At 73.7% G+C, this 12,941-nt stretch carries 13 protein-coding genes; 5 read left to right on the top strand and 8 right to left on the bottom strand.

What is annotated here, in order from left to right; genetic code table 11:
• Nucleotides 1-263 precede the first annotated feature (263 nt).
• From dapF to miaA, 3 genes are all read right to left on the bottom strand, one after another.
• The gene (gene dapF / locus GV126_RS24260) at nt 264-1,133 is read right to left on the bottom strand and encodes a diaminopimelate epimerase (protein ID WP_159670500.1); all 870 of its coding nucleotides are present in this window, start codon (nt 1,131-1,133) and stop codon (nt 264-266) included.
• 196 nt (nt 1,134-1,329) lie between these two features.
• Nucleotides 1,330-1,872, bottom strand: a complete 543-nt coding sequence (locus GV126_RS24255) for a hypothetical protein (protein WP_159674047.1) — start codon at nt 1,870-1,872, stop codon at nt 1,330-1,332.
• Between the two features lie 108 nt (nt 1,873-1,980).
• On the bottom strand, nt 1,981-2,919 hold the full coding sequence (gene miaA / locus GV126_RS24250; protein WP_159670497.1) for a tRNA (adenosine(37)-N6)-dimethylallyltransferase MiaA: 939 nt from the start codon (nt 2,917-2,919) through the stop codon (nt 1,981-1,983).
• 196 nt (nt 2,920-3,115) lie between these two features.
• On the opposite strand from miaA, the gene GV126_RS24245 reads away from it, so the two are divergent.
• Nucleotides 3,116-3,439 carry a hypothetical protein gene (locus GV126_RS24245; protein WP_159670494.1) on the top strand — a complete coding sequence of 108 codons (324 nt, stop codon included), beginning with the start codon at nt 3,116-3,118 and terminating at the stop codon, nt 3,437-3,439.
• Nucleotides 3,440-3,463: 24 nt separating this feature from the next.
• Nucleotides 3,464-3,820, top strand: coding sequence for an antitoxin (locus GV126_RS24240; RefSeq protein WP_159670491.1), 357 nt, complete (start codon nt 3,464-3,466; stop codon nt 3,818-3,820).
• Nucleotides 3,821-3,984: 164 nt separating this feature from the next.
• Here the strand turns inward: GV126_RS24240 and GV126_RS24235 are convergent, their stop codons facing one another.
• Together GV126_RS24235 and miaB are read right to left on the bottom strand one after the other, a co-directional pair.
• Nucleotides 3,985-4,707: a class III extradiol dioxygenase subunit B-like domain-containing protein gene (locus GV126_RS24235; RefSeq protein ID WP_159670488.1), complete on the bottom strand. Its 723-nt coding sequence runs from the start codon at nt 4,705-4,707 to the stop codon at nt 3,985-3,987.
• Between the two features lie 132 nt (nt 4,708-4,839).
• Entirely contained in the window at nt 4,840-6,360 is a 1,521-nt protein-coding gene (gene miaB / locus GV126_RS24230) for a tRNA (N6-isopentenyl adenosine(37)-C2)-methylthiotransferase MiaB (protein WP_159670485.1), read from the bottom strand.
• A 260-nt stretch (nt 6,361-6,620) separates the two neighbouring features.
• Between miaB and GV126_RS24225 the strand changes: the two genes are divergently transcribed.
• Nucleotides 6,621-7,853, top strand: a complete 1,233-nt coding sequence (locus tag GV126_RS24225) for a glycosyltransferase 87 family protein (RefSeq protein ID WP_159670482.1) — start codon at nt 6,621-6,623, stop codon at nt 7,851-7,853.
• Between the two features lie 18 nt (nt 7,854-7,871).
• Here the strand turns inward: GV126_RS24225 and GV126_RS24220 are convergent, their stop codons facing one another.
• A complete protein-coding gene (locus GV126_RS24220) occupies nt 7,872-8,303 on the bottom strand; it encodes a pyrophosphohydrolase domain-containing protein (RefSeq protein ID WP_159670479.1) in 432 nt (143 codons plus the stop codon).
• 164 nt (nt 8,304-8,467) lie between these two features.
• Between GV126_RS24220 and GV126_RS24215 the strand changes: the two genes are divergently transcribed.
• On the top strand, nt 8,468-9,466 hold the full coding sequence (locus tag GV126_RS24215; RefSeq protein ID WP_159670476.1) for a TAXI family TRAP transporter solute-binding subunit: 999 nt from the start codon (nt 8,468-8,470) through the stop codon (nt 9,464-9,466).
• A gap of 150 nt (nt 9,467-9,616) precedes the next feature.
• Here GV126_RS24215 and GV126_RS24210 read toward each other — a convergent pair whose 3' ends face one another.
• Both GV126_RS24210 and GV126_RS24205 read right to left on the bottom strand, forming a co-directional pair.
• Nucleotides 9,617-11,044, bottom strand: a complete 1,428-nt coding sequence (locus GV126_RS24210; RefSeq protein WP_159670473.1) for a sensor histidine kinase — start codon at nt 11,042-11,044, stop codon at nt 9,617-9,619.
• Nucleotides 11,045-11,053: 9 nt separating this feature from the next.
• A complete protein-coding gene (locus GV126_RS24205) occupies nt 11,054-11,740 on the bottom strand; it encodes a response regulator transcription factor (RefSeq protein ID WP_159670470.1) in 687 nt (228 codons plus the stop codon).
• Between the two features lie 316 nt (nt 11,741-12,056).
• Between GV126_RS24205 and GV126_RS24200 the strand changes: the two genes are divergently transcribed.
• Nucleotides 12,057-12,833: an amino acid ABC transporter ATP-binding protein gene (locus tag GV126_RS24200; RefSeq protein ID WP_159670467.1), complete on the top strand. Its 777-nt coding sequence runs from the start codon at nt 12,057-12,059 to the stop codon at nt 12,831-12,833.
• The last annotated feature ends 108 nt before the right edge of the window (nt 12,834-12,941 follow it).

The raw sequence follows: 12,941 nt of genomic DNA, 5'->3' as shown, positions 1-12,941 counted from the left end.
CCCCGGAGAGCTACGGGGCACAGGAGTGGGCGGCGGATCCCCCGTCCGGGCCGGTGCTTGATGCTACCGAGCCGGGCGCGGTCGGCCGACCGCCTCTCGGAGAGCGTGAAACGGATCACCCATTCGAGCGATGGCCGGGAGGTTTACGTTTTCCGGCCACCTGAGGAGCGGTCATCCGTCGATTCCGGCGCACATCCCGACCCCGGTCATCGATCGTGTCCGGCCGCGGCCGCCCGGACCAGGGTTTCCGGGGCGGCGGGAGCTCAGCCGACCACGCTTTCCAGCCATGCCGGATCGAACTCGCCCTCGGCGACGATGACCGCGGGGCCGGTCATCTCGATCTCGCCGTCCGGGCGCTCGGTGATGACCAGCCGCCCGCCGGGCACGTCCACCGTGTAGGTCGCCGGGGTGCCGGTGACGGCCGGGTCGATGCCGTCGCGCCGGGCGGCGGCCACGGCCACGGCGCACGCGCCCGTGCCGCACGAGCGGGTCTCGCCGGAGCCGCGCTCGTGGACGCGCATCGCGACGTGGCGGGGGCCGCGGTCGACCACGAACTCGACGTTCACCCCCTCCGGGTAGGCGGAGGCCGGACCGAACGGGGGCGGGGAGAACAGGTCGCCGGCATCCGCGAGGTCGTCGACGAAGGCGACCGCGTGCGGGTTGCCCATGTTCACGTTGCGCGCCGGCCAGCTGCGCTCGCCCACGCTCACGGTCACGTCCCCCTCGGGCAGCCGGGCCTTGCCCATGCCGACGGTGATGTCGCCGTCCTTGGCGATGTGGACGGTCTTCACGCCCCCGCGCGTGGCGATGGCCAGATCGCCCTCGCTCACGTGTCCGGCGTGCTGGAGGTAGCGCGCGAACACCCGCACGCCGTTGCCGCACATCTCCGCGACCGAGCCGTCGCCGTTGCGGTAGTCCATGAACCACTCCGCCTCGGCCGCCATCGCGCGCGCCTCCGGGTGCGCGGCGGACCGCACCACGTGCAGCACGCCGTCGCCGCCGAGGCCCGCGCGTCGGTCGCACAGGGCGGCGACGGCGGCCGGGGTCAGCTCGACGGCGTTGTCCGGGTCGGGCACGATCACGAAGTCGTTCTCCGTGCCGTGACCCTTGAGGAAGGCGATACGGGTGCTCATGCCTCGATCGTACGGGGTGGGTACGACACGGCGCGGACGCCGACCGGCGCCCCGAGCGGGCAGCGCGCGCACGGGATGCGGAACAGGCCCGCAGCGCGCGTACAGGAGACGGAACGGGCCCACAGGGCGGCGCGGCGGGACCAGGCCGGCAGGAGTCAGGCCCGCAGCGGACAGGTCAGCGCCCGCAGGGGACGGGTCAGGCCCGCAGGCGGGCGACCCGCCATACCGCGAGGGCCACCACCACGGCGGCGAGCAGGACGTACCCGCAGATCATCCGCCAGTCGGGGCGCCGCCCGGCCCCCCGCGGTGCGAGGCCCGGCCAGGTGTACCCCACGCGGCGGGCGGCCGTCATGCCCCAGCCGGCCGCGCAGGAGCAGATCAGCAGCCCCAGCATGGCGATCACCGCGCCGCTGTCGCCGTCGAAGGCCAGCGGGAAGGCGAACATCAGCGAGCCGGCGGCGGCCAGGCCCACGATGGGGGCGAGCTGCCAGATGCGCAGCTTGCGCTGCGGGCGCAGCTCGACCTCCACCTCGGGCTCGGCAAAGGTGTCCGGGTCCGGGCCGTCGGCGGTCACCCCGTCCTGGGGGCCGTCGGGGCTCAGCGAGTCCTCGGGGACGAGTTCGTCACCGGCTCCGAGCGGGGGCTCGTCCGGCTCCCTGCCGGCCTGCCGCACGGTGATGCGCTCGGTGCCGTGCGTGTCGTGTGTGTCGTGTGCCGTGTCGCGAGGGCCGGCCTCCATCGCCACGCGCCCTCCCAACTAGGACTCCACTTGGTCGATCGAAGCTTGATGATGGCACGGCGTCACAGGCGCCGATGACGGCCTGGACGTCCCGATGCCATCACGTGATCAGGCTGTAACCGGTCGTTCCACCAACGCCAGAGCGAGGTGCGGAAGTTCCGAGAGGTCCGCGGCGGCGCCGCTCAGCCAGTGCACGCGCGGGTCGCGCCGGAACCAGGAGTCCTGGCGGCGCGCGAAGCGCTTGGTGGCTCGTACGGTCTCGGCGCGCGCCTCCTCCATCGTGCACTCCCCCGCCAGCGCCGCGAGCACCTGCTGATACCCGAGCGCACGCGAGGCCGTGCGCCCCTCGCGCAGGCCCTGCGCCTCCAGGGTGCGCACTTCGTCGACCAGCCCGGCCTCCCACATGCGGTCCACCCGGCGCGCGATGCGCTCGTCCAGTTCGGGGCGTGCCACGTCGACGCCGATCTGCACGGTGTCGTAGACCGAGTCGTGCCCGGGGAGGTTGGCCGTGAAGGGGCGGCCGGTGATCTCGATCACTTCCAGGGCCCGGACGATGCGGCGTCCGTTGCTGGGCAGGATCGCCCGCGCCGCTTCCGGATCGGCGGCGGCCAGGCGGGCGTGCAGCGCGCCGGAGCCGCGCAGCGCCAGCTCCTCCTCCAGCCGGGCCCGCACCTCGGGGTCGGTGCCGGGGAACTCCAGGTTGTCCACGGCGCCGCGGACGTAGAGGCCGGAGCCGCCGACCAGGATCGGCCAGCGCCCCTCGGCGAGCAGGGCGTCGATCCGCTCCCGGGCGAGCCGCTGGTACTCGGCGACGGACGCCGTCTCGGTCACGTCCCAGATGTCCAGCAGGTGGTGCGGTACGCCGCCGCGCTCCTCGGGCGTCAGCTTCGCGGTGCCGATGTCCATCCCGCGGTAGAGCTGCATGGAGTCGGCGTTGACGCCCTCGCCGCCGAGCCGTTGGGCCAGGAAGACGCCCAGATCGGACTTTCCGGCCGCGGTGGGGCCGACGACGGCGATGACGCGGGGGGCGGGGGGTGCGCTGCTCACCGCACCAGTTTCGCAAACCTCCCACGGCCCCCTCGAACGAGTGACGTGACGGCACGTGCGCGGGGTCGTTTCCCGTTGCGAGGTTCCCGTGACCGGATTCCGGCGGGTGGGGGTCCGGGCGCCGCGAGCGCGACCACGGAGCGGACACACCGGGTCACGCGGGATGTCGCCCGCACGAGTAACGTATGGAGTTGATATGGGCGTTTTTGCGCGACTTTTTCGGAGGTCGAAGGCTACGGAGGAGGCCACGGCCGCCGAAGAGTCGGCCGCTGCGGCGACAGCAGGCTCCGGGGGCACGGAGCCGGCTGCGGCCGAGGCATCCGTCGAGACGGACGGTACCGCCGAGACGGACGGCACCGCGGAGGACGACACGCCGGAGACGGCGACGGTGAGGGAGGCGTCGAAGCAGGGCGGCGAGGGCGGCGCCGAGAACGCCGCTGCCGACGGCCTCGACATCCCCCAGCAGCAGTCCGCCGACGCGGTCGCCGAGCACGCGGCCGGCGAGGGCGCCCGCACGTAACTGTCCCGCCAGGGAAGGTGAACCATGGGTCTGCTGGACAACATGAAGGCCAAGCTCGGCCCGGCCAAGGACAAGGTGTCGGACCTCGCGCAGCGGCACGGGGGCTCGATCGAGCAGGGCCTCGACAAGGCCGCGAGGATGGTCGACGAGAGGACCAAGGGCAAGTACAGCGACAAGATCCACGCGGGCACGGGCAAGGCGAAGGAGGCCGTCGAGCGGCTGGCCCACCGGGGCGAGACGGGCACGGCGCCGGACACGGGCACGGGCACGGCTCCCGGCACGGGTACGGCTCCCGGCACGGGTACGACGGGCACGGCGCCGGGCGGCACCCGGGCCCAGACGCCGCCGGAGCCGCCGCAGGGGCCCCCGCCCGTGTCGTGAGCGACGACACGGCCGCGAGACGGCACGACGGCGGACGGCCGGAAGCAACCTTCCGGCCGTCCGCCTGTTCGCGCGGCCTCCGGCGGGGGCCGGCGCCGCCTGCTGGGCTGCCTTCCGAGCGCCGGCCGCTGGGCCACCTTCCGAGCGGTGCCCGGGCGGGCGTCTCAGGACCAGGTGGCGACCAGGTAGCCGACGCCGTACGGGGCCTCGTCGTAGAGCAGGGCGCCCGACAGGCCGGCGTGCTCGGCGGCGCCCGCGAGGAGCTGCCAGGGGGCCCGGCCGGAGACCTTCAGCTCGCGGGCCAGGCCGGGGTCCACAGCGGCGAGAGCCGCGGTGTCCGCCGCGCCGAGCGCCCGCGCGACCTGCGCGTCGAAGGGTTCGGCCCGTTCGTCCAGGTATCCGGGCGCCTTGACCGACCGGCAGGCGCTGGCATCGCCCATGACCAGCAGCGCCACCCGACCGGAGCCCCCGGCGAGATCCCGCCCGGCCGCCAGGCACCGCGCGGGTTCCTGTGCCTCGTCCACGCCCAGTGCCTCGATCGGGGCGTCGGACCAGCCGGTCCGCTCCAGCAGCCAGGCCGCGACCGCGAGGGAGGGCGGCAGCATGCGCTCGGAGGCCTCCGGGCCGCCGTCGGCGCCCCGGCCGAGCCGCACCTGGAGGTCCACGCCGAAACCGCGGAAGGATCCACGGCTGCCTTCGGGCCAGGGCCCGCGCCCGGACTCCTCGGCGGGTCCCCCGACCCCGAGCCGGTCCGGGCGGGCGGCGGCGAGCACCCCCAGCGCGTCCGTGCACGCGGTCCGCGCGGCGTCCAGTTCGGGCGCGGCACCCGCGGCGACCGCGGGCACGAGCAGGGGCGGGCAGGGACAGACTGCGGCGGCGACAAGCATGATCGGCAGGGTAACGCAGCGGCTGTCGCCGCCGTCACGGATCAGCCGCAGCCTCAACCGGTGACGCAGCCGCTCTCGCCGCCGTCACGGATCAGCCGCAGCCTCAACCGGTGACGCCGCCGCTGTCGCGGATCAGTCGCAGCCGCAGCCGCTGTTCGCGGCGGCCGGCAGCGGCTCCGGGACACCGATCCTGGGCAGGCCCAGCATGACACCGGCGGGCTTGGCCGCCCGCTCGGCGTTGCGCTTCTCCCAGGCGTCTCCCGCGCGGGTGCGGCGCACGTCCAGCACCGGCCCCTCGGCGAGCAGGTGGTGCGGGGCGGCGTAGGTGACCTCGACGGTGACCACGTCGCCGGGGCGCACCTCCTGGTCCGGCTTGGTGAAGTGGACCAGGCGGTTGTCGGGGGCGCGGCCGGACAGGCGGTGGGTGGCGTCGTCCTTGCGGCCCTCGCCCTCGGCGACCATCAGCTCCAGCGTGCGGCCGACCTGCTTCTTGTTCTCCGCCCAGGAGATCTCCTCCTGGAGGGCGACCAGCCGCTCGTAGCGCGCCTGGACGACCTCCTTGGGCACCTGGCCGTCCATCTCGGCGGCCGGGGTCCCCGGGCGCTTGGAGTACTGGAAGGTGAACGCCTGCGCGAACCGGGCCTCGCGCACCACGTGCAGCGTCTGCTCGAAGTCCTCCTCGGTCTCGCCGGGGAAGCCCACGATGATGTCGGTGGTGATCGCCGCGTCCGGGATCGCGGCCCGGACCTTCTCGATGATCCCGAGGTAGCGCTCCTGGCGGTAGGAGCGGCGCATCGCCTTCAGGACCGCGTCCGAGCCGGACTGCAGCGGCATGTGCAGCTGCGGCATGACGTTCGGGGTCTCGGCCATCGCGGCGATCACGTCGTCGGTGAAGTCGCGCGGGTGCGGCGAGGTGAAGCGGACCCGCTCCAGGCCGTCGATCTTCCCGCAGGCCCGCAGCAGCTTGCTGAACGCCTCGCGGTCACCGATGTCGGAGCCGTAGGCGTTGACGTTCTGCCCGAGCAGGGTGATCTCGGAGACGCCCTCGGCGACCAGGGCCTCGACCTCGGCGAGGATGTCGCCGGGGCGGCGGTCCTTCTCCTTGCCGCGCAGCGCCGGGACGATGCAGAAGGTGCAGGTGTTGTTGCAGCCCACGGAGATGGACACCCAGGCCGCGTACGCGCTCTCGCGGCGGGTGGGCAGCGTCGAGGGGAACGCCTCCAGCGACTCGGCGATCTCGACCTGCGCCTCCTGCTGGACACGGGCGCGCTCCAGCAGGACGGGCAGCTTGCCGATGTTGTGCGTGCCGAAGACGACGTCCACCCAGGGCGCCTTCTTCACGATGGTGTCCCGGTCCTTCTGCGCCAGGCAGCCGCCGACCGCGATCTGCATGCCGGGGCGCTTGGCCTTCTTCGGCGCGAGGTGGCCGAGGTTGCCGTAGAGGCGGTTGTCGGCGTTCTCGCGCACGGCGCAGGTGTTGAAGACGACGACGTCCGCGTCGCCGTCCGACCCCTCCGGTGCCCGGACGTACCCGGCGTCCTCGAGCAGCCCGGCCAGCCGCTCGGAGTCGTGGACGTTCATCTGGCACCCGTAGGTGCGGATCTCATAGCTGCGAGTGACGCCCACTTCTTGGCTCCGGTCGATGCTGCTCATGCCACAAGGGTAGGCGCTCGCGGAAGTGCCTCCGGACGCGGTGGCGGACGGCAAGCAGGACCGGCGCCGACCGGTGGGGGCGGTTTCGCGACCGGCAGGGAAGGCGCCGCCGATGGGCAGGGGAACGCCGCACGACCCGGGCGGGCGACACGGTCGGCCGCTGACTCCGGCTCGGGCCCCATGGCACCAGAATGGGGCGGAAGGTACGAACCGCCCGCTCGCCTCCCGCCACCGCAGCACCTCCCGGACAGGTACGTGTGATGCAGCTTCGCGAAGCCCTCGGAACGTCCGCGCGGGAAACGCCCCCGAGTTCCGCCCTGCGGGCATGGCTGCTGCGGCCGGCCGGTGCGGTGCCGGTCGCCGTCCTCGCCGTCGTCCTGCTGGCCCGCGCCGCGCATGTGGCGGCCGTCTCCGCGCAGGGAGGCATGGACAACGCCTTCGTCGTGCACGCCGGGCAGGTCTGGCTCGACGGCGGACCCCCGTACGCCGACCGGCGCTTCCTCTATCTGCCGAGCGCCGTGCTCTTCGCCGCCGGGCAGGCGGTGCTGCCCGCGCCGGTGCTGCGCCTGGCCGCGCCCGTGCTGTGCGTGGGGCTGGTCACGGGCGGCTGGTGGTGCGCGCTGCGGCTGTTCCGGGTGCCGGCGCGCAGCCGGTTCGCGGTGCTCGGGCTGCTCGGCCTGGTGCTGTGCTGGGCGCCGGTCGGCCACCTGATGGAGCTGGGCAACTGGACCGCGGTCGGCGTCCTCGCGCTGCCCGGTGCGCTGCTGCTGGCGGACCGCGGGCGGTGGAGCGCGGCCGGGGCGGTGCTCGGGGTGTCGGTCGCGGTGAAGCCGCTGCTGGCGCCGGTCCTCGTCCTGCTGCTGCTGGCCCGGCAGTGGCGGGCGGCGGCCTGGATGGTGGCGCTGCCCCTGGCGTTGTCCGCGGGCACGGCGCTGATCATGCCGGACCCCGGCGGGTTCGTCACCCGCACCCTCCCCTTCCTCCTGCGGGGCGGGGACGCGCTGATGCGCCCCTTCGACTGCTCGCTGCCGGCGGTGCTGCCCCGGCTGGGGGTGCCCCCGGTCCTGGCCGAGGGCGTGGCACTGGCCGCGGCGGCGGCGGGCGTGGTGTGCGCGGGGCGGCGCTGGCGGCGCGGCGACCCGGGTCCCGCGCGGCTCGCGGAGACCGCGTCGATGCTCATGCTGGCCTCGTACCTGGTGTCCCGGCCCGCCTACGAGCACTACTTGGTCGTCGTCGTGCCGCTGCTGGCCGCCGGGGCGCTGCGCGCGGGGGCGGCGGCGCGCTCGCCCTGGTTCTGGGCCGCGCTCGTCCCGCAGGCGCCGGGCTTTTCCTTTCCGCGTCTGGACGCCTCGACGCGCCGGGCGTTCAAGGACGCGGTCACGCTGTGCGGCCTGGCGTTGGTGCTCGCCCTGCGGTGCGCCCGGACGTCGTCGCCGTCGCCCCGGCGGTCTGCCGGACCGGCCCCGGACCTGCCGCGGGCCCCGGTGCGCTGAGCGGGCGCCCGCCCCCGGTCAGGCGCTCTCCGGCGCCCAGCCCTGCCGGCGCAGCACGGCGGCGACGTCCGGCGCCCGGTAGTGCTCGCCCTTGAGCACCTTGCCGTCGGCGCGGCGCGCGACCTGGCCGTCCGGGCCGAGCTTGCTCATGTTGGCGCGGTGGATCTCGGCGATCACCTCGTCCAGGTCGATGCCGTGCACCAGGGCGGTGCCGTACGCCACGTAGACCACGTCGGCCAGTTCGTGCGCCAGCCGGTCCAGCGGGCCGGTGGCGACCTCGGCGACCTCGGCCGCCTCCTCGGCGAGCAGCTCGCCCCGGTGCGCGGCGAGCCGCGGCGACACCTGCTGCGGTGTGGTGCGCACGTCGAGCCCGAAGGCGTGGTGGAACTCACGGACGAGGTCGGCGGGCGAGGAGGTCGTACGGCGACTGCCGGCGGGCGAGGACGTCATAGGGCGACTGTAACCGCGGCCACCGACAGCCCCGGCCGCCCGGCTACCGCCGGCCCGGACGCCCCGAGCGATGGACCCGGGCGCCCACGCGGAGCCGCCCGAAGCCGGCTCCCGGCCGGTGCAGGCCTGGTCAGAGGGCGCCCCCGGCTGGCAGGATCGCGCGCATGTCCACGGTGTTCCGTACGATCGGCAGGCGTCGCGGCCTGCAGGGCGCGGCCGCCGGTGCCGTGGTCCTCGGGCTGCTGCTGTGGTGGCTGCTGCCGCTGCGTGAGACGCCGCCCGGCGGGACGATCACCTTCAGCACCGGAACCCTGCGCGGCGTCTACCAGGAGTACGGCGTGCGGCTGCGCACCGCGTTCGCCAAGGACATGCCGCGGCTGCGGGTGCGGCTGCTGACCAGCGACGGCTCGCAGGAGAACGTCACGCGCGTGGCGACCGGCAAGGCCGACTTCACCATCGCCGCGGCCGACGCGGTCGAGACCTACGAGCTGGAGCACGGTCCGGGCGCGGACCGGCTGCGCGGGGTCGCCCGCCTGTACGACGACTACATCCAGCTCGTCGTCCCGCGCGGCTCCTCGATCCGCTCCGTCGCCGACCTGCGGGGCAAGCGGGTGGTGGTCGGACCGCCGCAGTCGGGGGTCCGGCTGATCGCGGAGCGGCTGCTGCGGGCCGCCGGGATCGATCCGCACCGGGACATCCGGCCGCTGGCCGACGGCATAGACACCGGACCGGGCCGGCTGCGGCAGGGCGCGGCCGACGCCTTCTTCTGGTCGGGCGGGCTGCCGACGGACGGGTTGACACGGCTCGCCGATACGTTCCCGTTCCGGTTCGTGCCGATCGAGGGCGATCTGGTGGCCCGGCTGCACGCGGAGGGCGGCGCGACGCGCTACTACCGCGCCACCAACATGCCGGAGTCGGCGTACCCGAAGGTCCAGCAGGGCTCGACGGTGCCGACCATCGCCGTCTCCAACGTCCTGATCACCCGGGCGGACGTGGGCGAGCGGCTCACCGAGTGGGTGACCCGGACCGTCATCAAGAGCCGGGACGGCATCGGCGCCCATGTGCACTCCGCGCAGCTGGTCGATCTGCGCACCGCGATCTACACCGACCCGCTGGCGCTGCACGAGGGCGCGCGCCGCTACTACCGGTCGGTCAAACCCTGATGGCGCCACGGCCGGTCATCCGCTGACCACACCGCCGGTCCCTCGAACCCGGACGACACCGCCGGGTCGTCAGGCCATGACGGCACTGCCCTCCCGTCGGACCATGACGGCACAACCGGCCCGTCGGACCATGACGGCACTGCCGGCCCGTCAAACCCCGACGCCCCGGTCCGGCTCCGTGCGCGGCACGGTGACCGTGACCTTCAGCCCGTGCGGTTCCTCGGCGCGGTGGTGGGCGTAGGAGATGCCGCCGCCGCCCGCGGCCAGCAGCGCCCGGGAGATGGACAGGCCGAGGCCGGAGCCCTTGATGTTCTGGTGGCGGCCGCTGCGCCAGAAGCGGTCGCCGATGCGGGCCAGTTCCTCATCGGTGAGGCCGGGGCCGTGGTCGGCGACGACGACCGTGGAGGTGTCGCCGCCGCCGTGGACCGTCACCTCCACGCGCTCGCCGCGCGGGGTGAACTTCACCGCGTTGTCGATCACCGCGTCGAGCGCGGAGGACAGCGCCACCGGATCGGCCCAGGCCGTGGTGGCCGGGCAGGTGCCCACCAGCCGCACCCCCTTGGCCTCGGCGGCCGGTGTCCAGGCCGCCACCCGCTCCGCGGTCAGCTCGCCGATGTCGATGAGCTGCAGGTCGGCCTCCGCGTGCTCGGCGAGCGCCAGGTCCAGCAGGTCGTCCAGGACCTGCGCCAGCCGCTTGCCCTCGGCGCGCACCGAGGCGATCTCCTCGTTGCCCTCGGGCAGTTCGAGCGCGAGCAGCTCGATGCGCAGCAGCAGTGCGGCGAGCGGGTTGCGCAGCTGGTGCGAGGCGTCGGCGACGAAGGCGCGCTGCTGCTCCAGCACGTCCTCGACGTGGTCCGCCATCTCGTTGAACGAGCGGGCCAGCCGTCTGAGTTCCGGGGGCCCGCCGGCCGCGGCCACCCGGGACTTCAGCCGGCCGGTGGCGATGTCGTGGGTGGTGGCGTCGAGCACTCGTACGGGACGCAGCACCCAGCCGGTGAGCCGCAGGGCGGCGCCGACGGCGACCAGCATCGCGGCCGTCTCGCCCAGGCCCAGGATCAGCCAGCCGTGCAGGGTCCGGGCGCGCATCTGCCCGGTGGGCGAGTCGGTGACGACGACCGCGACCACGTCGCCGTCACGGATGACGGGCGAGGCGACGACGAGCCGCCCCCGCTGCCAGGGCCACACCTGCCGGGGGTCGTGGCTGCGCCGGCTCAGCAGGGCCTCGTCGAAGGCGGCGCGCACCTCGCCCGCGGCCGGCAGCGACCAGTCCTCCGGTGCGTTCGCCATGGGAATGCCGGAGCGGTAGAACACGCCGGCGTGGATGCCGTAGACGTCGTGGTAGCTGGCGAGTTCGCGCCGGAGGGTCTCCAGGCGTTCGTCGGGGACCGTCTGGCGGGAGCCGGTGGGACGGTCGGTGACGAACTGGGCGAGCGCGGCGAACCGCGCCGTGTCGTCGATCCGGTCGACGACCACCTTCTGCTGCTGGGCGGCGGCCAGGCTGACGGCCAGCGGGACGCCGAGGGCGAGCAGCACCGCCGCCATCAGGACGATGAGCAGCGGCAGCAGACGTGCGCGCACCCCGGCCCGCTAGGCGGCCGGCGCGACGAGGCGGTAGCCGACGCCGCGGACGGTCTCGATCAGGGCCGGCATGCGGAGTTTGGAACGCAGGGAGGCGACGTGCACCTCCAGGGTGCGGCCGGTGCCCTCCCAGCTGGTGCGCCAGACCTCGCTGATGATCTGCTCCCGGCGGAAGACCACTCCGGGACGCTGGGCGAGCAGGGCCAGCAGGTCGAACTCCTTGCGGGTGAGCTGGACGACCGCGCCGTCGACGCTGACGCGGCGGGTGGGCAGTTCGATGAGCACGGGGCCCAGGTGCAGCGTGCCGTCGCCGCCGCCGCTCGCGTCCTCGTGGGCGGTGCGGCGGCTGACGGCGTGGATGCGGGCGAGCAGTTCCCCGGTGTCGTAGGGCTTGACGACGTAGTCGTCGGCGCCGAGGTTGAGGCCGTGGATGCGCGAGCGCACGTCGGAGCGGGCGGTGACCATGATCACCGGGGTGCTGGTGCGCTTGCGGATCTTGCCGCAGACCTCGTATCCGTCCTGGTCGGGCAGGCCGAGGTCGAGCAGGACCACCCCGAAGGCGGTGCTCTGCGGGACGAGCGCCTGCAGGGCCTCCTCCCCGCTGCGGGCGTGCGTGACGTCGAAGCCGTGCCGGGCCAGGACCGCGGACAGGGCGGCCGCGACGTGGTTGTCGTCCTCGACGAGCAGCAGTCTCATCCCGGCCCCCTCCGGTTCATCCGTCGTATCGCCACGATGTGCAGGATGCGGATGCGCAGCGTGTGCGCATGGTGCCGATCTCCGGCACGCGCGCGTGCACCATGGCAGTCACGCCGATCGACGAGTGCCTCGTCAAGAGGCTTCCGGGGGCGCACTCCCTGTCGTTATCCAGCCGGTACGCGCCCCACCCGCGCGCATGACGGCGCGTGTCCGGCCGCTACCGGATCGTGATGCTCAGATCTCCCTCAGATGTAATGACGCTGGTCGCGCAGGTGGCTACTGTCCTGCGAAACCGAGGAGGACGGAGCCTGTAGCGATGACCGCAGTGTCGGTGGCCAAGGAAGACGTGGCCGCGAGCAACGATCTGGTCGTCCTGAAGAGCGTCAACAAGCACTTCGGCGCGTTGCACGTGCTCCAGGACATCGAGCTGACGATCTCCCGCGGCGAGGTGGTCGTGGTCATCGGGCCCTCCGGGTCCGGGAAGTCCACCCTGTGCCGCACCATCAACCGGCTGGAGACCATCGACTCCGGCTCGATCACCATAGACGGCAAGCCGCTGCCCCAGGAGGGCAAGGAGCTGGCCCGGCTGCGCGCCGACGTCGGCATGGTCTTCCAGTCCTTCAATCTCTTCGCGCACAAGACCGTGCTGGAGAACGTGACCCTGGGGCAGATCAAGGTCCGCCGCACGGACAAGAGGAAGGCCGAGGAGCGGGCCCGGGCGCTGCTGGACCGGGTGGGCGTGGGCGCACAGGCCGACAAGTACCCCGCGCAGCTCTCCGGCGGCCAGCAGCAGCGCGTGGCGATCGCCCGGGCACTGGCCATGGACCCGAAGGTCATGCTCTTCGACGAGCCGACCTCCGCGCTGGACCCGGAGATGATCAACGAGGTGCTGGAGGTCATGCAGCAGCTCGCCCGGGACGGCATGACGATGATCGTCGTCACCCACGAGATGGGGTTCGCCCGGTCCGCCGCCAACCGGGTGGTCTTCATGGCCGACGGCCGGATCGTCGAGCAGGCGACGCCGGACCAGTTCTTCAGCAACCCGCGCAGCGACCGGGCCAAGGACTTCCTGTCGAAGATCCTGCACCACTGACGGCGTCCGCGCCCCGGACCGTGCGCGGCACCCACCGACCGTGATGCGCACCCACTGACCGCCGACCGTGGTCCGCACCCACTGACCGCGCTCCCGCTCCACCGACGG

Origin of the sequence: Streptomyces mexicanus, from assembly GCF_902506575.1 — a bacterium.
In the GTDB taxonomy this organism is placed as follows: Bacteria; Actinomycetota; Actinomycetes; order Streptomycetales; family Streptomycetaceae; genus Streptomyces; species Streptomyces mexicanus.
This window is presented reverse-complemented; position numbering and strand designations above follow the sequence as displayed.